At 57.7% G+C, this 20,737-nt stretch carries 25 protein-coding genes; 17 read left to right on the top strand and 8 right to left on the bottom strand.

The window, feature by feature from the left end; translation table 11 throughout:
* Position 1 precedes the first annotated feature (1 nt).
* From AC2TDA_RS19000 to AC2TDA_RS18980, 5 genes are all read left to right on the top strand, one after another.
* Positions 2–454, top strand: coding sequence for a DUF6173 family protein (locus AC2TDA_RS19000; RefSeq protein ID WP_480848794.1), 453 nt, complete (start codon positions 2–4; stop codon positions 452–454).
* Between the two features lie 64 nt (positions 455–518).
* On the top strand, positions 519–2,357 hold the full coding sequence (locus AC2TDA_RS18995) for a glycerophosphodiester phosphodiesterase (RefSeq protein ID WP_480880307.1): 1,839 nt from the start codon (positions 519–521) through the stop codon (positions 2,355–2,357).
* A complete protein-coding gene (locus tag AC2TDA_RS18990; protein WP_480880305.1) occupies positions 2,344–2,898 on the top strand; it encodes a hypothetical protein in 555 nt (184 codons plus the stop codon). Before AC2TDA_RS18995 ends, AC2TDA_RS18990 begins: the two co-directional genes overlap by 14 nt.
* 68 nt (positions 2,899–2,966) lie before the next feature.
* Positions 2,967–3,101, top strand: a complete 135-nt coding sequence (locus AC2TDA_RS18985; RefSeq protein ID WP_480848799.1) for an aa3-type cytochrome c oxidase subunit IV — start codon at positions 2,967–2,969, stop codon at positions 3,099–3,101.
* Positions 3,102–3,119: 18 nt separating this feature from the next.
* Positions 3,120–3,752: a hypothetical protein gene (locus AC2TDA_RS18980; RefSeq protein WP_480880302.1), complete on the top strand. Its 633-nt coding sequence runs from the start codon at positions 3,120–3,122 to the stop codon at positions 3,750–3,752.
* Here the strand turns inward: AC2TDA_RS18980 and AC2TDA_RS18975 are convergent.
* Together AC2TDA_RS18975 and AC2TDA_RS18970 are read right to left on the bottom strand one after the other, a co-directional pair.
* Positions 3,741–4,073 (bottom strand): AzlD domain-containing protein, encoded by a 333-nt coding sequence (locus AC2TDA_RS18975; protein ID WP_480848802.1) that lies wholly within the window; start codon positions 4,071–4,073, stop codon positions 3,741–3,743. The genes AC2TDA_RS18980 and AC2TDA_RS18975 overlap by 12 nt on opposite strands.
* Positions 4,070–4,786, bottom strand: coding sequence for an AzlC family ABC transporter permease (locus AC2TDA_RS18970; RefSeq protein WP_480848803.1), 717 nt, complete (start codon positions 4,784–4,786; stop codon positions 4,070–4,072). The genes AC2TDA_RS18975 and AC2TDA_RS18970 overlap by 4 nt, the downstream gene beginning before the upstream one ends.
* On the opposite strand from AC2TDA_RS18970, the gene AC2TDA_RS18965 reads away from it, so the two are divergent.
* The 5 genes from AC2TDA_RS18965 to AC2TDA_RS18945 all read left to right on the top strand — a co-directional run bounded on the left by AC2TDA_RS18965 (position 4,785) and on the right by AC2TDA_RS18945 (position 9,286).
* The gene (locus AC2TDA_RS18965; RefSeq protein ID WP_480880300.1) at positions 4,785–5,726 is read left to right on the top strand and encodes a formate dehydrogenase accessory sulfurtransferase FdhD; all 942 of its coding nucleotides are present in this window, start codon (positions 4,785–4,787) and stop codon (positions 5,724–5,726) included. The two genes, AC2TDA_RS18970 and AC2TDA_RS18965, sit on opposite strands and share 2 nt — an antisense overlap.
* 122 nt (positions 5,727–5,848) lie before the next feature.
* Positions 5,849–6,802, top strand: coding sequence for an AEC family transporter (locus AC2TDA_RS18960; RefSeq protein WP_480848806.1), 954 nt, complete (start codon positions 5,849–5,851; stop codon positions 6,800–6,802).
* A 60-nt stretch (positions 6,803–6,862) separates the two neighbouring features.
* Positions 6,863–7,507 (top strand): molybdenum cofactor guanylyltransferase MobA, encoded by a 645-nt coding sequence (gene mobA, locus AC2TDA_RS18955; protein ID WP_480880299.1) that lies wholly within the window; start codon positions 6,863–6,865, stop codon positions 7,505–7,507.
* On the top strand, positions 7,504–8,028 hold the full coding sequence (gene mobB / locus AC2TDA_RS18950) for a molybdopterin-guanine dinucleotide biosynthesis protein B (RefSeq protein WP_480848809.1): 525 nt from the start codon (positions 7,504–7,506) through the stop codon (positions 8,026–8,028). Before mobA ends, mobB begins: the two co-directional genes overlap by 4 nt.
* A complete protein-coding gene (locus AC2TDA_RS18945) occupies positions 8,009–9,286 on the top strand; it encodes a molybdopterin-binding protein (protein ID WP_480880298.1) in 1,278 nt (425 codons plus the stop codon). The genes mobB and AC2TDA_RS18945 overlap by 20 nt, the downstream gene beginning before the upstream one ends.
* Here AC2TDA_RS18945 and AC2TDA_RS18940 read toward each other — a convergent pair whose 3' ends face one another.
* The 3 genes from AC2TDA_RS18940 to AC2TDA_RS18930 form a co-directional block, all read right to left on the bottom strand.
* Positions 9,287–10,282 (bottom strand): hypothetical protein, encoded by a 996-nt coding sequence (locus AC2TDA_RS18940; protein WP_480848813.1) that lies wholly within the window; start codon positions 10,280–10,282, stop codon positions 9,287–9,289.
* Between the two features lie 14 nt (positions 10,283–10,296).
* Positions 10,297–10,767, bottom strand: coding sequence for a transcription elongation factor GreA (greA, locus tag AC2TDA_RS18935; RefSeq protein ID WP_480848814.1), 471 nt, complete (start codon positions 10,765–10,767; stop codon positions 10,297–10,299).
* Positions 10,768–11,005: 238 nt separating this feature from the next.
* The gene (locus AC2TDA_RS18930; RefSeq protein ID WP_480848815.1) at positions 11,006–11,386 is read right to left on the bottom strand and encodes a VOC family protein; all 381 of its coding nucleotides are present in this window, start codon (positions 11,384–11,386) and stop codon (positions 11,006–11,008) included.
* Between the two features lie 90 nt (positions 11,387–11,476).
* Here AC2TDA_RS18930 and soxR point away from each other — a divergent pair, with 90 nt between their 5' ends.
* From soxR to AC2TDA_RS18910, 4 genes are all read left to right on the top strand, one after another.
* Positions 11,477–11,929, top strand: a complete 453-nt coding sequence (soxR, locus tag AC2TDA_RS18925; protein ID WP_480880297.1) for a redox-sensitive transcriptional activator SoxR — start codon at positions 11,477–11,479, stop codon at positions 11,927–11,929.
* Between the two features lie 139 nt (positions 11,930–12,068).
* Positions 12,069–13,715: an electron transfer flavoprotein-ubiquinone oxidoreductase gene (locus tag AC2TDA_RS18920; protein ID WP_480880296.1), complete on the top strand. Its 1,647-nt coding sequence runs from the start codon at positions 12,069–12,071 to the stop codon at positions 13,713–13,715.
* 101 nt (positions 13,716–13,816) lie between these two features.
* The gene (locus tag AC2TDA_RS18915) at positions 13,817–15,532 is read left to right on the top strand and encodes a tetratricopeptide repeat protein (protein WP_480880295.1); all 1,716 of its coding nucleotides are present in this window, start codon (positions 13,817–13,819) and stop codon (positions 15,530–15,532) included.
* Positions 15,522–16,343 carry a 4-(cytidine 5'-diphospho)-2-C-methyl-D-erythritol kinase gene (locus AC2TDA_RS18910; RefSeq protein WP_480880294.1) on the top strand — a complete coding sequence of 274 codons (822 nt, stop codon included), beginning with the start codon at positions 15,522–15,524 and terminating at the stop codon, positions 16,341–16,343. Before AC2TDA_RS18915 ends, AC2TDA_RS18910 begins: the two co-directional genes overlap by 11 nt.
* On the opposite strand, the gene AC2TDA_RS18905 is transcribed toward AC2TDA_RS18910, so the two are convergent.
* Positions 16,336–17,334, bottom strand: a complete 999-nt coding sequence (locus AC2TDA_RS18905) for a polyprenyl synthetase family protein (protein ID WP_480848822.1) — start codon at positions 17,332–17,334, stop codon at positions 16,336–16,338. The two genes, AC2TDA_RS18910 and AC2TDA_RS18905, sit on opposite strands and share 8 nt — an antisense overlap.
* 56 nt (positions 17,335–17,390) lie before the next feature.
* On the opposite strand from AC2TDA_RS18905, the gene AC2TDA_RS18900 reads away from it, so the two are divergent.
* The 3 genes from AC2TDA_RS18900 to AC2TDA_RS18890 all read left to right on the top strand — a co-directional run bounded on the left by AC2TDA_RS18900 (position 17,391) and on the right by AC2TDA_RS18890 (position 18,662).
* Positions 17,391–17,606, top strand: coding sequence for a putative signal transducing protein (locus AC2TDA_RS18900; protein WP_480880292.1), 216 nt, complete (start codon positions 17,391–17,393; stop codon positions 17,604–17,606).
* Entirely contained in the window at positions 17,603–18,367 is a 765-nt protein-coding gene (locus tag AC2TDA_RS18895; RefSeq protein ID WP_480880291.1) for a tRNA1(Val) (adenine(37)-N6)-methyltransferase, read from the top strand. The genes AC2TDA_RS18900 and AC2TDA_RS18895 overlap by 4 nt, the downstream gene beginning before the upstream one ends.
* A 130-nt stretch (positions 18,368–18,497) precedes the next feature.
* Positions 18,498–18,662, top strand: a complete 165-nt coding sequence (locus AC2TDA_RS18890; protein ID WP_480848826.1) for a YdcH family protein — start codon at positions 18,498–18,500, stop codon at positions 18,660–18,662.
* Here AC2TDA_RS18890 and yddG read toward each other — a convergent pair.
* Entirely contained in the window at positions 18,659–19,525 is an 867-nt protein-coding gene (gene yddG, locus AC2TDA_RS18885) for an aromatic amino acid exporter YddG (protein WP_480880289.1), read from the bottom strand. The genes AC2TDA_RS18890 and yddG overlap by 4 nt on opposite strands.
* Complete coding sequence (locus tag AC2TDA_RS18880; protein WP_480880288.1) at positions 19,522–20,469, bottom strand: transcriptional regulator GcvA; 948 nt, start codon at positions 20,467–20,469, stop codon at positions 19,522–19,524. Before AC2TDA_RS18880 ends, yddG begins: the two co-directional genes overlap by 4 nt.
* Positions 20,470–20,737 lie beyond the last annotated feature (268 nt).

The raw sequence follows: 20,737 nt of genomic DNA, 5'->3' as shown, positions 1-20,737 counted from the left end.
GATGCAGGATCAGATCGAAACTACGGCCGAAGCCGCCGAAGCAGCAGCTTTGCCTCGTTGCTATGAGGTGCATTCCAATCCCGAAGCGGAATCCGGCACGAAGAAACTGCCGGAGCCCTTGCAAAAGCCGGTTGCCACCAAAAGCCCTGCTCAATGGGCCTATGAGCGGCTGATCCTCTATATCCAGAATTTCGAAAAGACACTGGACGGCGATCACGAGGTCGCCATGGGTTTTACCGGTGGTGATGCTGGTGTGATGCGGATCGAAGGGATGGGATATTTCGACCCGGATATGATCACGTTCTATGGCTCCGACGGAAGCGGGGCGCGGACTCAGCTGGTGCAACATGTGAGCCAACTGAACGTAATGCTACGCGCATTACCCAAATCGATCGAAGACAAGCCTGCCAACCGCATCGGTTTTCGTCTGGCGGCGGATCTCGAGGAAAGCTGACGCTCTGACTTGCAATTCACGTTTTCGCAGCCTTGAATGAGCGGATTATTCAGGAGGCCGCCGCGTGACTCATTTCTCAGCTGTTACAGATGCCTACGCAGGTGCGTGGGCGCGGCGTCGTGTCTTTGTCCCAATCTATTTTGCGGTTAGGCTTTTGCTGATCGCGCTGATTGCACCTGGTGTCGCCGTGGTGGTGAACCTGGCTGTTTCGTTGTCGAACCAAACAGCCCTGACAGATCAGGACATCGCTATGTTCCTTCTGTCGCCGGCCGGTTTCATCGCCGGTGTTGTAATCCTGAGCCTTTTCATTCTGGCCGAAGTTTTCGTCTTTTCCGTCATGGCCGGATCGCTGCGCATGGGTGAAAGCGACCCGTGGCGCGCGGGTAGCGCTGCGATTGGGGCGATCCTGTCGCGCTTGCCCGCCTTGTTCGGGTTCGCCGTGCGACTGGTTCTTCGTGTCCTTCTGTTGGCATTGCCGTTCGTCGCCGTTGCGGCCTTGATCGCGTGGTGGACTTTGACGGAATACGACATCAACTATTACCTGACCTTTCACCCTCCGGCCTTTTGGGTTGCGGTTGTCCTGATCGGTTTGGTCGTTCTGGCCATGGCGTGGGTTCTGATCCGCAGGTTATCCGGGTGGGCACTTGGTTTGCATCTTGTGCTGTTCGAAGGTGTCGCGCCGTCCGCAGCCTTCGCTGAAAGCGACAGCCGGATGGAGGGCAAGCGTGGACGGCTCAAAATCGAATTGGTCCTGTGGCTGGCTGCGCGCGTTGCGATTGCAGCAGCCATAGCATTTGTGGCCGGGCTGTTGTTTGCGATCGTTCCTTTGCAGGACGGGGGCAACCTGAAATTTGCCCTGATGATCAGCCTGCTTGTTGCCGGTCTTTGGTCACTGGCTGGCCTCGTGTTGGCAGCGTTGGCTTTGGGTGCGTTGGCTGTCCTGTTGGATGGTTTTTTTGAACCCAGGACCAAGGCGGTGCCCCATCCTGAACCCGGTAACCTGCGTGCTCCGGTCCTTGTGACGGTTGGAGTTGCCGTGGCAGCATTATTGATCGGTCTGTGGTTCGGACAGGGATTGCTGGAGCGTGTTCAGGCGCCCGACCATGCGGATGTCATTGGGCATCGCGGCGCGGCGGCGCTGCGACCGGAAAACACGATGGCATCCGTGCTCAAGGCCATAGAAGACGGCGCCGATTGGGTCGAGATCGATGTGCAGGAAACAGCGGACGGTGCCGTGATCGTCGCCCATGACAGTGACTTCATGAAGCTGGCAGGTGTGAACCTGAAAGTTTGGGATGCCACAATGGAGGATGTTGCCGAGATTGATATCGGCAGCTGGTTCGACCCTGAATATGCCTCGGAACGAACCCCAACCCTGCATGACGTCCTGAGTGCGGCCAAAGGCAAGGCCAAGGTCATTATCGAGTTGAAATATTACGGGCACGACGTCGATCTCGAAAACCGTGTCGCAGCGATTGTCGAAGAGCTGGAGATGCAGGATGACATTGCCACCATGTCTCTGAAATACCCGGCGGTGCAAAAAATGAAGACCTTGCGCCCTGATTGGCGTGCTGGCGTTCTGGCGGCAACTGCTGTGGGAAACCTGTCGGGACTCGATGGCGATTTTCTTGCCGTAAACGCAAATATGGTCACGCCCGGCCTGATCCGTTCGGTTCATGAGGCGGGCAAGGACATCTACGTCTGGACGGTGAATGATCCGCTGCAAATGTCGGCCATGGCGTCGATGGGGGTGGATGGGTTGATCACGGACCGCCCGGCCATCGCCCAAGAGGTTTTGCGCGTGCGCGCCGAAATGGGACCGGGAGAGAGGTTGCTTCTGTGGCTGGCAACCACGTTTGGGATGTCAGTCGATACGTCGGATATGCGCGATGAGAGCCCTTAAGATCGCGGCCATACTGGCTGGTGTTACGATGCCTGCTTTTGCGCAAGACCTGATGCGCAACGTCGAGATGCCCGCACATCGCGCTTTGATGGGGAGCCGCGGAAATGCCGAGCCTATCCCGTTCGAAACGGATGGCTGTTCCGGCGGACTTTCTTCAAGTTGGCGGCTGGTGGCGGATACGTTTCCCAAGTTTGGTGCGCTTTACGAGGTGCATCCACCCTGGGAATACTGCTGTGTCACACATGACAAGGCCTACCATAATGCCGGCGGCGCGCTTGACGCCGAGGCCAGTTTTGACGCGCGCCTGTCTGCGGATGACGCGCTGCGCGCCTGCGTGAAAGAACACGGCGAAACCCATTCGGACGAATATGCCGCGCGCTATGAAATGACGCCGGATCAGGTTCTTTCGGTTCATTCGATAACGGCCGAGGCGATGTATATGGCCGTGCGGTTTGGGGGCGGGCCCTGCAGCGGGTTGCCGTGGCGTTGGGGTTTTGGCTATCCCGGATGCTCGGTCTTTGCTTCACCTGTGCGCGAATGACGTCGTGACAGGGCCGCTTTTTTGCATTATCCACCATCTTAAACACGCGAATTGGGATTCTTAGACACATGGCTGAATATAAACACGGCGAGATGGACATCACCGTTCAGACCAAAACCTTTGACGGGTTCATCAAATTCACCACATGGTGTGTGGTGGCGATCGCACTCCTCTGTCTTTTCCTGGCGGTCTTCGCTGCGTAATCTGGGCCGGGGGGTTCCGTGTTCAGGATTCTGATTGCCTGCCTGCTGGCAGCAACTGTGGCTGGCTGTGCCGGGTCAAATCGTCCCCAGGCTGATCAGACACAGATCATTTCCCGATCCTACCGTGATCCGGGACCATCGACACTGACGCTCTACACGATGATCAACACGCGCACCGGTTCCGGGGCGCACACCTCGCTTATGATTAGCGCCAGCGAGCGGGTTATCTTTGATCCGGCGGGTTCGTTCCGGGCAGACGTGGTACCGATCAAGGATGACGTTCTTTACGGCATCACGCCGGCGGTTGAGCGCGCCTATCGCAGTTCACACGCGCGCGAAACGCATTATGCGCTGGTTCAGAGGGTTGAGGTTACTCCGCAGCAGGCCGAGATTGCGTATCAGCTGGCCAAGCAGTCAGGTCCGGTACCAGGGGCGTACTGCGCCAACTCGACCGCCCGGATATTGCAGCAGGTGCCCGGGTTCGAGCAGATTGACGTCACTTTTTATCCAGTCAAACTGGCAGAGCAATTCGGGCAAATTCCTGGCGTTGTGACCTCGGAATACCGCGAGAACGATGATGCGGATCTGCAAAAGGGGCTTGCTGCGAACAACGCGCAGCTCAACCAGTTGGATGCGGTCTCAGCCAATTAAATACAAAAGGCCATAGAGCGTAGCGGCCCCTGTAAAGATGGCCGCCAACACGTTCTTTGTGACCAACCCGACAGTCAGTGCAACCGCAGCGGCCGCCATGCGCGGTACATCTGGCTGCCCTTCGGTGGCCGAAGGCCACACGACCAGCGGTGCGATCAATGCAGGCAGGATGGCCACTGCCGTGTATCGCAGGTGGCGCAGCAACCATGGTGGCATGGGGCGATCCCCAACAAAACCGATAAACACGAAACGCAAGGTAAAGCTGCCAACAGCCAGCCCCACAATGATGGTCCACATGGTGGTCGGATCGACTGGGGTCATAGTTTGGCCTTTCTGCGTTCCATAAACAGTTCCGCCTGGGCACCTGCCATCATTCCGGCACAACCGGCGATCAGTAGACCCAAATTGTAGGGAATGGCGACCATAAGAAGTGATACGATGATCGCAACCAATGCTGCCGCTACATGGGCCAAGGTCCGCATCATCGGCCCAATCATCGCCAGAAACGTGATCGGCAGCGCAAAGTCCAGCGCCCAACTTTCAGGGATTTGCGTGCCCAGAACCGCTCCCAAATAAGTGGCCAGGATCCAGAGCGGCGTAATCGGCGTTACCGAGCCAAAAAAGTATGCCATGCGCTGCGGTATTGTCAGGTCAGGCTCTTTCTCAAATTGGACAATCGAACAGGCGTAGGACTGATCCACAGTCAGATAGGCAGCTATGGCGCGTTGCCACATTGGTGCGGCGCCCAGATACGGCGTCAGCGAGGCCGAATACATGGCCATCCGCAAGTTTACCGCCAAGGCCGAAACCAGAATGATGGCTGTGGGCGTGTTGTCCTGTAGCAGTTGCAGGGCTGCGAATTGGGCTGCACCTGCGAACACGGTTGCGGTAAACGCCATGGTTTGCACGATATTCAGCCCTGCTTCGGTCGCGAAGACACCGAATAGCGTACCGAACGGAATCGCGACGAAAATAAACGGAGTTCCGTCCCGAAAACCCCTCCAGAAGTATGACTTGGATGTGGTGAATGCCATGGCTAAATCCTATGGTGTTGCCAGCAGCAGTAGCTGGCTTGGGAAAGGGTTGCAATTGGCCACGGAAACGGACCTGTCAGAATACATTATCGCTCCCGACCCCGGATCGGCACGTTTGACCCGCGCGGTCGATGGTGTGGATCAGAATGGCGAGGTCAGTCGTATATCGGTTGTCGAAGAACGCCCGTTGACGATTTTCCTGAATTCTCAGGAGATCGTGACCGCGATGACCATCGGCGACTACCCCGAATATCTTGCGCTGGGCTTTCTGCGCAATCAGGGGATGCTGCTGGTCGATGATGAGATCACGCAGGTCGATTATGATGACGATCTGGAGACTGTCGTGGTCCGCACGGCGCGCGAAACTTCTTACGAGGACAAGTTGAAGAAAAAGACCCGCACCAGTGGCTGCGCGGTCGGAACGGTCTTTGGCGACATGATGGAAGGGCTGGAAGACGTTCGCCTGCCGCAGGTGCAGGTCCGTACCTCTTGGCTTTATGAATTGGCGGCCAAGATCAACCGCACCCCGTCGCTGTATCTTGAGGCGGGCGCAATTCATGGCACGGTCTTGTGCCGTGAAAACCGGCCATTGGTCTATATGGAAGACGTCGGCCGTCACAATGCGGTGGACAAGATCGCAGGCTGGATGTTGTCCGAAAGCGAACCTGCTGCAGACAAAGTTCTATACACTACGGGTCGTCTGACTTCGGAAATGGTGATCAAGACGGCGATGATGGGTATCCCTGTGCTGGCGTCCCGGTCCGGTTTCACCGCCTGGGGCGTCGAGATCGCGCGCGAGGTCGGCCTGACCCTGATCGGTCGTATGCGCGGGCAGCGGTTCGTCTGTCTGTCTGGTGAGGACCGACTGGTTCGCGATGTGGACCCGGCAACGGTTGCAATTGAGGACAAAAAGCACCGGCGAAAGAGTGCTGAAACTTAAAATCGATTCCAACGCAGCCGTAGAGCAGGGTTGGTTTAAATTTTTTCCATGAAATTTCCGGGATTTATCCTAAAGTGGTGCTTAGTTTTTACAGAATGCGCAGGTGGTGGTCCCTAATCTGAATGGAACTCATCAATCTCATAGCTCCTGTTTTTGCGGTCATTTTGACAGGCTATGTGTTCGCCTGGACAAACCTATTGGACAAAAACACGTCTGACTATTTGGTTCAGTTTGCGGTCTATGTCCTGATCCCTGCGATCATGTTTTATCTGATCGGTCAGGAAAAGTTCGAGAATCTGCTCAATTACGGTTTCTACCTTGCCTATGGCGGGACGCTGGTCATTCTCTTCGCTGTTTTGTTCCTGGGGTTGAAAAGTGTCCTGAACTTGTCAATCGGGTCGGCAACTGTCGCCGCGTTTGCAGCTGTTGCATCCAACACTGCACTTGTTGCCCTGCCCATCCTTCACGCCATCTTTGGATCAAGCGGAGCGTTGCCAGCCGTATTGGCAAATCTGGTGGTCGCCATTTTGCTTTTGATCCTGACCACAATTCTTGAAAGCTCAGCAGGGCACGCAGCAAAGGAAAAAACATCGGTTTTCAGGATAATCCTGAACGTACTGAAAAACCCGATCATTGCAGCAACGTTGCTTGGCCTTGCCTATTCATTCACCGGTATAGGGTTTGCCGACTCAGTTTCGGATTACCTCGAACTTCTCAGTCAGGCATTGGCGGCGGTTGCGCTGTTTGCCATTGGTTTTACCACCAGTGTACGGACGATTGTTCAGACCGGCCCGTTGATTCTGTTTTTAACGCTCACCAAGTTGATTGTGGCACCCGGGCTGGTGCTGCTGGCCGCACACCTTATCGGGCTTGATCCGCTGTGGACAATTGCCGCCACCGTCTCGGCCGCTGTTCCCACCGCCAAGAACATCTTTTTGTTGGCAAAACACTACAATCAAGAACCGCAGCTTGCCGCCCACACCGTTTCAGCGACGTCCTTCTTGTCGGTCGGGACTTTAATTATGTGGCTATTTGTCCTCCACCACCTTTACCCAAGCGCGTTCCAATTGAGCTGAGTAACACTTAGAACGTTGAAAATGTGCGCTCTGGTCTTCGGAAGTGGTAAGGAAAAAAAAATGAAATACCCTTTGGGCGTGATACTCGCAGGCGGGCTGGCCACGCGGATGGGCGGGGGCGACAAGGGGCTGTTGCATCTGGGTGGGCGGCCTCTGCTGAACCATGTGATCGACCGGCTGAACCCGCAGGTGCGCGGCGTGGCTCTCAACGCCAACGGTGACCCGACACGGTTTGAAGATCTGGGGTTGCCCATTCTGCCAGATACGATCGAGGGATTTGTTGGACCGTTGGCCGGCGTACTGGCCGGACTCGACTGGGCAGCGGAGCAGGGGGCCGATAGCATCGTGACCGCCGCTGCTGATACACCGTTCTTCCCGCGCGATTTGGTCGATCGGCTGGTTCAGGCTGCCGAAGGACAGGCACAGCCGCTGGTTCTAGCGACAACTCCGCGTACCGGAGATGAGGCGCTGAAATCAGGCGGGAGTAAGCGGGTTAACCGGCACCCGACTTTCGGGCTCTGGCCGGTCGCATTGCGCAACGACCTGAGGGCGGCATTGCAGGACGGGCTTCGCAAGGTTGTTCTTTGGACCGATCAGCACGGCGGGCGCGAGGCTTTGTTTCCGGCTGACCCGTTCGATCCCTTCTTCAACGTCAATACTCCCGAAGATTTGGCGCGGGCGCAAAAAATGCTGGAGCAGGTATGAAAGTCTACGGCGTCACTGGCTGGAAAAACGCGGGCAAGACCGGCCTGATGGAACGTCTGGTGGCAGAGATCACCGGCCGCGGCTTTGAAGTCTCGACGATCAAGCATGCGCATCACGCTTTCGATGTGGACCAGCCCGGTCGTGACAGTTATCGCCACAGAACAGCAGGTGCGTCCGAGGTTCTGCTGGCCTCTGCCCATCGCGTAGCGTTGATGCAGGAATTGCGCGGGGCGGAGGAGCCGAAGCTGAGCGCGCTTCTCGCCCGTTTGTCGCCGGTCGATCTGGTGTTGATCGAGGGGTACAAGCGGGAGCCTCATCCCAAGGTCGAGGCCTACCGATCCGAACCGGGTAATCCGTTGATCGCGACGGGCAATGATAGCATCCGTGCTGTGGCCAGCGATACTCCGCTGGAACTGGATCGGCCCGTGTTTGGCCTGAACGATACTGTGGGCATTGCCGACTTCATTTTGCGTGAAGTTGGATTGCAGGGGGGGCACGACAGTGAAACAGCCGCAGAATAAGCCGAACATCGCACCGCCTCCGCTTAGAAATGACTGTTTCGCACTGCCCGCCGGGGTGGAATGGACGCCGGTTGATGACGCGCTGGCCCTGTTGCGCGACAGGTTGCGGCCTGTGACCGGGGCCGAGACGATGCCGATAGCTAAGGCTTTGGGCCGAGTTCTGGCCGAAGGCGTCCTGGCGCAACGATCCAACCCACCACAACCTAACACGGCTGTGGACGGCTACGGGTTCGCAGGGGCTGTGCCCGAGGGGGCACACGTGATGCCATTGGCGCAAGGCCGCGCGGCAGCGGGTCTGCCTTTTGATGGAATTGTTCCCGCAGGGCAGGCGCTGCGGGTTTTGACCGGTGCGGCCCTGCCGAGTGGGGTGGATACAGTCATTCTTGAGGAAGACGTGACCGCTCAGGATGGCCACATCGCATTTCGGGGGCCTTTGAAGCAGGGTGCAAACACCCGGCTCGCCGGCGAAGATGTAACGAAAGGCGACCCGGCATTGCTTGCCGGACGCAAGCTGACACCGGCCGATCTGGCCTTGTTGACGGCGGTGGGTGTTGCCGAAGTTTCGGTTCGGGTCCCGCTTCGCGTGGCAGTTCTGTCGACAGGTGACGAACTTATCGAGGCGGGCGAGGCCGCGGAGCTGGGCCAGATATTCGACGCCAATCGACCCATGTTATTGTCATTGCTCGAAAGGATGGGTTTTCAACCCGTTGACATGGGGCGTGTGGCAGATGACCGCGAAGCGCTCGGCACGCGATTGGATGAGGCCGGAGCGCTGGCAGATGTGATCCTGACCAGTGGCGGCGCTTCAGCGGGGGACGAGGACCATGTTTCAGCCCTTCTGCGCGAGGCTGGAGCGATGCAGCAGTGGCGCATTGCGCTGAAACCCGGACGCCCCTTGGCGCTGGGTATGTGGCAAGGGGTTCCGGTTTTTGGATTGCCGGGTAATCCGGTTGCGGCGATGGTCTGCACCTTGATTTTTGCCCGCCCGGCTTTGGGTTTGATGGCGGGTGTAGGCTGGCAGGATCCGCAAGGGTTTGAACTGCCTGCCGCATTTGAGAAGCGAAAGAAACCAGGTCGGCGCGAATACTTGCGCGCGCGTGTGCGCGACGGGCGGGTCGAGGTGTTTCGGTCAGAAGGGTCTGGTCGGATCAGTGGCCTTAGCTGGGCCGAAGGTCTGGTCGAGATAGAAGATGGTGAACGTCATATCAGGCCCGGTGACCCGGTGCGTTTCATTCCTTACAGCAGCTTTGGTTTGTAATTAGTCGAAGGTACCGGCAACTCGCCCTACCAGCATGAAGGCGCGTGCGGTGCGGGTTTCTCCCAAAGCGGTCAGGTCGGCGTCACTGGCCTCGGGTTCGAAATCCACGATCATGTGGTCGAAACGGCGAAGGAAATGATGGGCCGCATCGCGAAAGATCGGATCCTGTTTCATCCGCGCCGCTGTCAGTGCAAGTGACGAGCGGTCGCGGATACCACCCAATGCGGCAACTGCACGTCCACGCTCGCCCTGCGCGAACTGGCGCCAGACCTCGGGCCGGGCCATGTCAGGGCGCAGGTCGTCCATATAGATGCCTTCCTGGCTGAGCAGGGTCAGAACATCTTGCGAAGCCTGCACAATTTGCGCTGCCTTTCGATCTTTGAGTGCCAGCCGCAAGGCTGTGAAGCCTTCCGCATCTTCCTGCGTTTCCGGGAAGTTCAGGGCGCGGATAAACACCTCGGTCGGCAGCGGCGGTGCAATCTCTTCGGCGGGAGTTCCAAGTTCAAGCGAAGTCTGATCGCCTTTTGTGGGGTCCGGTGCATTGGCGCGAAGGGGTTCAGCCCTGTGGTGCGAAAACGTGGCTTGCGCGCTTTCGGTCTTTTTCACTGTTGCGGCGATTTCGTCCAGCTTCCGGCCAACTGCCGGTTCATAGGTACTGGTGGCGCGTTGCTGTTGATTAACATAGGCGTTGCGGATTGCGTCGATGGCGGTCTGCAGTCGGGCGCTTTCTTCTCGCATGATCCGGCTGGCACGCATGGCCATGGCCGCAACCCAGATCATTGCTACCGGCATGAAAACCGCCAGCAAGGTGACGATGAACCCTCCGCCTTGCTGTTGACCGGGCAATACCAGAAACACGACCGACACCACCAGCCAGATCACGCTGAGCACGACAGCCGCAATCTCGATGCCAGTGACCGCAGGGTGCCCTGGGCGGTCATAGATGCCCAAGGGCGTCGGACGCTCGGCTTCTTGATCTGGCTTTGGCTCCGACATGATAAACGCTCCGGTCAGGCGTACTCGACACTCAGAATTTCATAAGACCGCACACCTCCGGGCGTGCGTACTTCGACACTGTCACCCTCGTCCTTGCCGATCAGCGCGCGGGCGATGGGCGATTTGATGTTCAGCAGGCCGTTTTCGATATTGGCTTCGTATTCGCCGACGATCTGCCAGGTCTTTTCTTCGTCAGTATCTTCGTCGACCAAGGTGACCTTTGCGCCAAACTTGACAGCACCTGCCAATTTGGCCGGGTCAATCACATCGGCCAGGGACAGGATGCCTTCCAGCTCTTTGATCCGGCCTTCGATAAAGCCCTGCTTTTCACGGGCCGAGTGGTATTCGGCGTTTTCTTTTAAGTCGCCAAGCTCGCGGGCCGTTGCGATTGCTTCGATAATCGCCGGGCGTTCGACGGACTTCAGGTTCTTCAGTTCCGCCTCGAGCGCGGCATTGCCCGAAGGCGTCATTGGAATCTTTTCCATTTTCTTGTCGTCCACGCATAAATTGATGCGCCCCGCCGCATGGGACAAGCGTCGGGGCGAATTGATGGGTTGGCAAATACCTGACCCAAATGAGGCGTGAATTGCAAGGGCTCAGGCGCGACTTACCTGTGAATTCGCGACATTACGCCGTTTAAGGCAGCGCGGGTTTCAGCGTTTGAACGGACCGTCTCGCGGGCCGCTACACCTACGGTTGGACGGGGTGGCGTGCCAGAGCATTTCAATCATACTGAACCACCTCGAATTCAATGCCGTTGTCGTCACGGAAGTAAAACCTTTTGCCGGGTTCGTAATCGGCGTGGTTGTGCGGTTTGAACCCTGCTGCCAAAACACGCGACTCGGTCGCATCAATGTCTTCAACAAGAACGCCAACATGGTTCAGCCCGCCGACCACGTCATAGCTGCTTTCGCTGGCCGGTTTGGGGTCGTCAGGGGTGTAAAGCGCCAGATAGGTGTGCGCGCTGCCCACATGGACAGTGTAACCTCCGGCGATGGCAGGGCCTTCCCAGCGGGTTTTCCATCCAAAAACATCCTGCATCCAGGCTGCCGAGGCCTTGGGGTCGCGCACGGTGAAATTGGTATGTTCAAGCGTTGCCATCATGGGATCTCCTTCGCGATTTATGGCTTGTCTCGAATCACCGTAATTTCTAAACCTAACTTTAGGTCAAGATATTTTTTGGGAGAGTTCGCAATGCCAGCATCAGATGGTTTGCCAATTGGCGCGCTGGCCCGTCGCACCGGGTTGGCTGTCTCGGCGATCCGATATTACGAAGCGCAAGGTCTGATTGCTCCCTGGCGCAACCCCGGGGGGCAGCGGCGGTATCAGCGCGCCGACATCCGGCGCCTGAGTTTCGTGATGATCGCTCAGCAATTCGGTCTGACTTTGCCAGAGATCCGCGAGGTCCTGAAAGATCTGCCGGGAAACCGCACCCCGACGCCGCAGGATTGGAAAGAGATCAGCGTCCGCCTGCGCGCCCGTCTGGATGAACGAATCGATACTTTAACCCGGTTGCGTGACAACCTTGATGGCTGCATCGGATGTGGGTGTCTCAGCCTGCCGAAATGTGCGCTTTACAACCCAGATGACCGGGCGAAATCCAATGGTAGCGGTCCCAGGTACCTGATGGGGGACCGACCGGACTAGTGAACTGCCGTATTGCGACAGTTTTACGCCGTGTTTCGATTGACCAAGGTCTTGCTCAGCATGTAATCAGCCGTGAAACAATATTGCGCCGACCGCGCGTGAAAAGCGCCAATTCTGAAAGATAGCCAAGGAGCCCGCGATGGCCGAGATTGAACGCGAAGCGATGGAATACGACGTGGTGATCGTAGGCGCAGGCCCTGCAGGTCTGTCGGCTGCCATCCGTCTGAAACAACTGGATTCCGATCTGAACGTTGTCGTTCTGGAAAAGGGCTCAGAAGTTGGTGCACATATCCTGTCCGGCGCAGTGCTGGACCCTTGTGGTCTGGACGCGCTGATCCCGGACTGGAAGGAAAAAGGCGCACCGCTCAACGTGCCGGTGAACGAGGACAATTTCTATATGTTGGGTGAGGCGGGCAAGCTGCGCATTCCCAATTTCCCGATGCCGCCGCTGATGAACAACCACGGCAATTACATCGTCTCGATGGGCAATGTCTGCCGCTGGATGGCCGAGCAGGCCGAGGAGCTGGGCGTCGAAATCTTCCCCGGCATGGCCTGTTCCGAATTGGTTTATGGCGACAGCGGCGAGGTCAAGGGTGTCGTCGCCGGGGTGTTCGGCTTGGAACCCGATGGCTCCTACGGTCCGCAAACCGAACCGGGGATGGAACTGCACGGCAAGTATGTCTTCCTGTCGGAAGGTGTCCGCGGTTCACTGTCCAAGGAAGTCATCGCCAAATACGACCTGTCTGCCGGTAAAGAGGTGCAGAAATACGGCGTCGGCATGAAAGAGATCTGGGAGATCGACCCGGCCAAGCACAAAGAAGGCACCGTCACTCACACCATGGGCTGGCCGCTGGGCAGTAACGCGGGTGGCGGATCGTTCATCTATCACCTCGAAAACAATCAGGTCTATGTCGGGTTCGTGGTTCACCTGAACTACAAGAACCCGCACTTGTACCCCTACATGGAGTTCCAGCGTTTCAAGCACCACCCGATGGTGGCCGAGTTGCTGAAAGGTGGTAAACGCGTGGCTTACGGCGCACGTGCGATTACCGAAGGCGGCTATCAGTCGATGCCGAAACTGGTCGCACCGGGCGTGGCGCTGCTGGGTTGTTCGGCGGGCATGGTCAACGTGCCGCGCATCAAGGGCAACCACAACGCGATGCTGTCGGGCAAAGCAGCGGCCGAAGCGGCGTTTGACGCCATCAAGGCCGAGCGTTCGGGCGACGAACTGTCCGCCTACGAAACCAATGTCCGCGAAGGCGCCATCGGCAGCGATCTGAAAAAGGTCCGCAACGTCAAGCCGATGTGGTCGAAATGGGGCCTGATCCCGTCGCTGGCGCTGGGCGGTCTGGACATGTGGACCAACACGCTGGGCTTTTCGTTCTTTGGTACCCTTGGCCACGGCAAGAACGACGCCGAGTCGACCGAAGAGGCCAGCAAGCACCAGCCGATCGACTATCCCAAACCAGACGGCACGCTGTCCTTCGACCGCCTGACCAACGTCTCGTTTGCGATGACCAACCACGAGGAAAGCCAGCCCTGTCATCTAAAGCTGACCGATCCGGAAATTCCGGTAAAGGTCAACCTGCCAAGGTTCGACGAACCAGCGCAGCGCTACTGCCCGGCTGGCGTCTACGAGATGGTTGAGGATGAAGGCGAGCCGCGATTCGTCATCAATTTCCAGAACTGTGTTCACTGCAAGACGTGTGACATCAAGGATCCCAGCCAGAACATCACCTGGACCACACCGCAGGGCGGTGACGGGCCGAACTATCCCAACATGTAAGCAAAAACAGGGGCACTGGCAGGGTCGTGAAGGCTCTGCCATTGCCACTTGCATGCCAAGGCCCTAGCTTGACAGGCAGTCAACGACAACAAGGCAGGATTTTGGTGTTTTCTCGGGTTCGCCGGGCGGCATTGGCCGCGTTTCTCACCTCGACCGTAGCAGTGTCTGCATTTGCGGATACTGGCGCGGGGGCATATTTGGCCGGGCGTCAGGCCATCTACGAAAGCGATTACAGCGCCGCGGCCCGGTACTATGCCAAGGCCCTCAGATACGATCCGGAAAATGACAAGTTGCAGGAAAGCGTGCTGCTTGCGCGTCTTGCCCTAGGCGATGTCACCGGAGCCTTGCCGATCGCGCAGGCGATCGAAGAACGCGGCTTACCGAGTCAGGCGGCGCGTATGACCAGTTCGGCAAACCTGATCGTCGAAAACAAACTGGATGAGTTTTTGGCCCGCGATCCGGAAACGCAGGGCGTGGGGCCGCTGGTTGACGGCCTGATGGTGGCATGGGCTCATATGGGTCAGGGGGCAGTGTCCCGTGCAATGGAGCAATTCGATTCCGTCGCCACGCAGGAAGGCTTGCGGGACTTTGCGTTGTACCACAAGGCGATGGCGCTGGCATCGGTTGGCGATTTCGAAGGTGCCGAGGCTGTGTTTGCGGCGAATGAGGGCGCTGTGTCCCGCTTTTCACGCCGGGCAGCTCTGGCACGGACCGAGGTGTTATCGCAACTCGATCGCAACGAAGACGCGGTGCAGTTTCTGGACGAGGTTTTTGCTGTCGGAAGTGATCCCTTCATCGAAGACTATGTTGCCCGGCTGCAGGCTGGTGAAGTTTTATCCTTTACTCATGTCCGTTCAGCGCAGGACGGTATGGCCGAAGTCTATTTTTCGGTCGGTGCAGCCCTGAACACCGAGGCAGCACCAGATTATGTGCTGTTATACACGCGTATCGCCAATTTTCTTCGCGCCGATCACATCGACTCAATTCTGCTTAGCGCCGAACTGCTGGAAGGGATGAACCAGTTTGATCTGGCGGTCGAGGCCTATCGTATGGTCCCCCCGGACAGCATTGACCATCACGCCGCTGAATTAGGGCGCGCCGAAGTACTTCGCCGTTCGGGTAAAACCGACGCCGCGGTTGAGGTCTTGCAAAACCTTGCCATTCAGCAACCTGGCCTTCCTGGTGTACATGTGGCGCTTGCTGATTTGCTGCGCCAGCAAGAGGACTATGCCGCAGCCGTCACGGCCTATGACACTGCCATTTCACTCACTGAAGAAGATGCAGGCAACAACTGGTTCCTGCATTACGCACGGGGCATCTCTCATGAACGTCTCAAGAACTGGGAGAAGGCCGAGACCGATTTTCGCCGCGCACTGGAGCTAAACCCGGATCAGCCTCAGGTGCTGAACTATCTTGGCTATTCCCTTGTCGAACGGCGTGAAAAGTTGGACGAGGCGCTGGAAATGATCGAACGCGCGGTCGCGGCACGCCCGGACAGCGGGTATATCGTGGACAGTCTCGGCTGGGTTCTGTTCCGCCTGGGGCGCTATGACGAAGCGGTGGACCACATGGAGCGCGCTGTAGAGTTGATGCCGGTCGACCCTGTCGTGAATGACCATTTGGGCGATGTTTATTGGGCCGTCGGCCGTGCGCGCGAGGCTGAATTCCAGTGGAAGCGGGCCCTGTCCTTTATCGACCCCGATGACACTGATGGCGAGGCCGACCCGGAGCGTATCCGCCGCAAGATCGAGGTTGGACTGGACGCGGTGCTGGTTGAGGAAGGCGCCGAGCCCCTGAAGGTCGCCAATGAAGGCTGAGGCATTTGCGCCCGCCAAGATCAACCTGACCCTGCATGTGACCGGACAGCGCCCGGATGGCTATCACTTGCTGGACTCTTTGGTCGTCTTTACGGATGTCGGGGACCGGTTGGCTTTCACTCCGGGTCCGGATCTTGCCATCGATGTGAAAGGTGAGTTTGCCGACGGCGTTCCGACAGATCACCGAAATCTGGTCTGGCAGGCAGCGCAGGCCGCAGGTTGGACCGGTAGAATTGATCTGGACAAAGGGCTGCCCCATGGCGGCGGCATTGGTGGTGGTTCGTCCGACGCGGCAGCAACTTTGCGCGCCCTAAGGGATCAGGGGATGGACATCCCAACTTCTTTGCCCTTGTCGATAGGAGCGGATGTTCCCGTGTGTGTGTTCGCCAAAGCCGCCCGGATGCAAGGAATTGGAGACAGGCTCACACCCGTTGACCTGCCAGATCTGTATGCGTTGCTGGTCAATCCGGGAGTCGAGGTGTCCACAGGTGCAGTGTTCAACGCGCTGAAAACACGCAACAATCCGGTTATGCCTGAAGAAATTCCCGTTTTTGAGACGCCACAAACCTGCGCCAGCTGGCTCAACGGCCAACGCAATGATCTTGAGGCTGCAGCCAAAACGATCGCCCCTCAGATCGCGCGGGTTCTGGACGAGTTGGAGGCGACCCGAGACGTTTTGATGGCGCGAATGTCCGGATCGGGCTCGACCTGTTTTGCGCTGTATCCCACGATGAAAGCGGCGCACTTTGCTGCTTATGAGATTGGCGCCGTCTATCCGGAATGGTGGTGCCGCGCGACTCAGCTTAACTGAGACGCGAAACCACATAATCGGCCAGTTCACGCAGCAGGGTGCGGATTTCGTGATCCGGCAATACCTCTAACATCGCTTTTGCCTTAGTGGCCCACTCCAACGCATCCACGCGGGTTGCTTCAAGCGTGCTGTACTTGTTCATCAGGCTCAGAGCGTGATCCAGATCACCTTCTTGCTGGCGACCTTTCTCGATCGTTCGCTGCCAGAAAGCATGTTCTTCGGGCGTAGCCTGTGCCACGGCCTTGATCACCGGCAGGGTCAGCTTGCGCTCGCGGAAGTCGTCGCCGACATTCTTGCCGGTTGCTTTGCTGTCGCCTTGATAGTCCAACAAGTCATCGGCGATCTGAAAAGCGATACCCAAAGCGTCGCCATATGCAAACAACGCCTGAACCTGAGCCTCGGACGCACCGGCGATTACGCCGCCAACCTCGGTCGCGGCCGAGAACAATGCCGCTGTCTTGCCGCGTACAACCTGCAGGTACACGCTTTCATCCGTCTGCAGATCGGTAGCTGCGGTCATTTGAAGTACTTCGCCTTCAGCAATCGTCGCCGAGGCATTGGCTAGGATATCCAAGACCCGCAGCGAGCCTGTTTCCACCATCAACTGAAAGCTGCGTGAAAACAGATAATCGCCCACCAGAACGCTGGATTTGTTGTCCCAAAGCAGATTTGCTGTCGGACGACCGCGCCGTTGCGCGCTTTCGTCCACCACATCGTCATGCAGCAGGGTCGCGGTATGGATGAATTCAACCGTAGCGGCCAGGCGAATGTGATGATCACCCTGATAGCCAAACAGGCGTGCCGCAGCCAGTGTCAGCATCGGCCGCAAACGCTTGCCACCCGCCTCGACCAGATGGGCCGTCACCTCAGGGATACGGGGCGCATGTTCGGACGCCATGCGGGTGCGGATCAATTCGTTAACCGACGCCATTTCCTCGGTGAGAATTTCCGCCAGTCGCTCATGCGGTTTCGAGATCGTGCTGATATTCATCACACTCCTGATACAAGGCTCGACTTTCGCCTTACCTTGCCCTTACATCCATCCCCATGAAAGAACTTCTGCGCAGCACCGATCCAACTATCCTGGCCTTTGCATCTGCTCTTCTTGAGGGCGAGGATATAGACTGCTTTCAGATGGACGTAAATATGAGCATCCTAGAAGGTGGCATTGGAATCTTTCCCCGGCGCCTGATGGTCCGCGCCGCAGACCTGACCCGTGCGGAGCGAGTGATGCGCGATAACGAGATTCCACTGGACCGATGAGCCGGTTTGCCGACAGTGACCTGACCTGCAACGATTTTCTGGGGGGGCGTGTCCGTCTTTGGCAACCCCGTTCGGGGTACCGAGCGGGGGTCGATCCGGTTCTGCTTGCTGCTTCGGTCCCGGCGACCGGTGGCCAATCCGTGCTGGAACTTGGCTGCGGTGCCGGAGCTGCGGTTCTTTGCCTCGCTGCGCGCGTTGAAGGATTGCAACTTGCGGGCGTTGAACTTCAAACGTCGTACGCCGAGCTGGCGCGTCGCAACGCCATTGAGAATGGTGTGCAGCTTGAGGTGGTCGAGGCCGATCTGAGTGCCATGCCGTCCGATCTCAGGCAGCGACAATTTGATCACATTATTGCCAACCCGCCTTATTATCGCGCCGGGGCGCATAGCCCCGCTGAGGACGACGGGCGCCGTGTCGCGCTGGGCGAGCAGACGCCGCTGACCGACTGGATCGATGTGGCGGCCAAACGCATGGCGCCGCGCGGATATCTTCATATGATCCAAAAAGCTGATCGGCTTGCAGACATGCTGTCGGCTTGCTCCGGGCGGCTGGGCTCACTTGAGGTGCTCCCGTTATCTGCGCGCAATGGGAGAAACGCCGAGTTAGTGATCCTGCGGGCGCGCAAGGGCGGCCGGGCGGCTTTTCGTTTGCATGCGCCGCTGATTTTGCATGCAGGTGATCAGCATGAGCAAGACGGCGAGAGCTATACGCCCGAACTGACAGCAGTGTTGCGAAATGGGGCTGCACTGCCAGGGTTTTAGTTTCAATAGGCAATGACCAGCCGAAATTGTCGGATTTATGACAGAATCTGTGCATCTGCGGCGTGACAGGGTGGAAACGATGTGATCAACTTCCTAGGTGGAATATACACACCAACGAAGGAGGATCGCCATGAGCGTGAGCGCACATCTGACGGAGCTGAAGAAGAAACACGAAACTCTCGGCCATGAAGTTGAAGAAGCCCAACGCTCGCCAGGCATCGACGATCTCCACATAGCACAACTCAAGAAACAAAAACTGAAGTTGAAAGAAGAGATCGAACGTCTGTCGGCCTAAGACTTCAGGCTGGCGCGTGCCGCGATTAAGGCACCGCATGTGATCAACACCGCCGCGATCGCCAGGCCCCAGGTTGGGGCGGCGATCCCGGCAATGACAAGCACCACTGTCGACAACAGGGGCGCAGCGTATGAACTCGTGCCAAGCATCTGAATATCGCCCTGTTTCACTCCGATATCCCATACGTAGAATGCAAGGCCAACGGGGCCCAGTCCGAGCGCAAGGGTCGATGCCCAGCCAAGGGGTGTTCCGGGCCAGACCGTGTCTTCCAGCGCGAAATGCAAAGCCCATGATGCAATCGCTGTCAGAGTGCAGAAAACAGCGACCGTGCTGGTAGGGGTTTCACCCAACCGCCGGGACAAAACGGAATATCCAGACCACGTCAGCGCACAAAGAAGGGCCAATGCATATCCCGGTAAGTGACCGGCTTGAAACCCAGAGCCACCTCCACCGGTAATGATCAGGGCGGCCCCCGCAAAACCCAGACATGCGCCGATCAGATGACCAGGGCGCAGGTGTTCGCCGGGCAACAATCCTGAGAACAGCACAATCAAAAGCGGCCAGAGATATGCGATAAGCCCAGCTTCGGCGGCGGGTGCCATGCGCAGCGCCGAAAAGTACAACGCGTGATAGCCGAACAGGCCGATGGTGCCAAAAACATAAACGCGCCAGTGAATGGTTCTGAGTTGGTTCAGACCACCTGCTTTCCACGTCCAGATCAGGCCCAGCGAGCCGCCCAGCGTGAAACAGATGGCATTTAGCAGCAATGGAGGCGTCGGGGCGGATCCAACCGTCAACAGGGCCAGAAGGGACCAGAGGAGAACAGCAACGAAGCCGATGGAAGTGGCACGGTTTCTGGTCATTTGGACAGGACGTCCTCGACTGGAATTATCCTAAACGCATCCGAGATGTGCGCGGTTTTTTCGATCTCGGCTACAAACCAGTCCCGGAACGCCGCGATCTGTGGTCGGTTTTCTGATCCGGGCAGGCACAGAAATCGAAAACGACCACGTGTTTCGATAGCCACTTTGAACGGGGCGACGAGACGCCCTTCGGTCAAATCTTTGATGATCATCGCGCGACGCCCCAAGGCGACGCCCACACCTGCTACAGCAGCGTCGATCGCGTGATCGGCATGAGAAAACCGTGCTCCGTGCGTTGGAGCAAAATCCACCCCTACTGAACGGAACCATGTCGTCCAATCCGCAGGTGGTTTGAGGAAATTGATCGAGTCGTCATGGATCAGGGGCGCCTCGCGCAGACTCTCGGGCGTTGGGTATTGCTCGGCCAATTCTGGTGTCATCACGGCTGTCAGCCATTCCTTGCGCACGGGCAACGCATACAGCCCTTCATCTGGGCCATAGCCAAACCGGATTGCAACATCGACGTCATCACGCTCGAGATCCATGTTTCGCAGCGTCGCTGAGAACTTCAGGTCAATCTCAGGGTGCGCGCGGGCAAAGTCGTAAAGGCGCGGCGCCAGCCACTTGGCCGTCAGGGCTGGCCCCGCAGTTACTGTCAGGCTGGTATCGTCGCCTTGTTTCCGAACAGTGCGCCAGGCGGATTGCAATGTTGCGAACCCTTCCGCGGCGCCGGGTGCAAGAGTCCGGCCTGCCTCCGTCAGTTCGACTGCCCGATTCAGGCGGCGAAACAGCGGTCGCCCAAGATGCTCTTCAAGTGATTTGATTTGGAAAGATAGGGCGGCAGGCGTGACATGTAGCTCTTCGGCCGCCTTTGCGAAGGACAAGTGGCGTGCCGCCGCATCGAAGGCGCGTAAAGCGGTCAGAGGGGGCAGGCGTTCATTCATTCCGATTAAGTTATTCTTAACTGAAGGATTGAGAAAGCTCGTTTGTCAGGTAGGAAAATAGGGCTCATATTGAGAGAAAGTCAAATAGACCTGATCTGAAAGGGCCGCACCAATGATTGAGATGACGACCAATCCAGCAACCCGCCGCGCCTTTCAGCGCGCGCATGAGGCGCGTGGCATGGCAATCAAATCCCTGTTGAACAGGTTATTCGGTTCCCGCTGAACGCAGCGCGCGCGTTCTTACGGGATAAAGGAAGGGCCGGTCCTG

Source organism: Ruegeria sp. HKCCD6426 (genome assembly GCF_057221115.1).
This window is presented reverse-complemented; position numbering and strand designations above follow the sequence as displayed.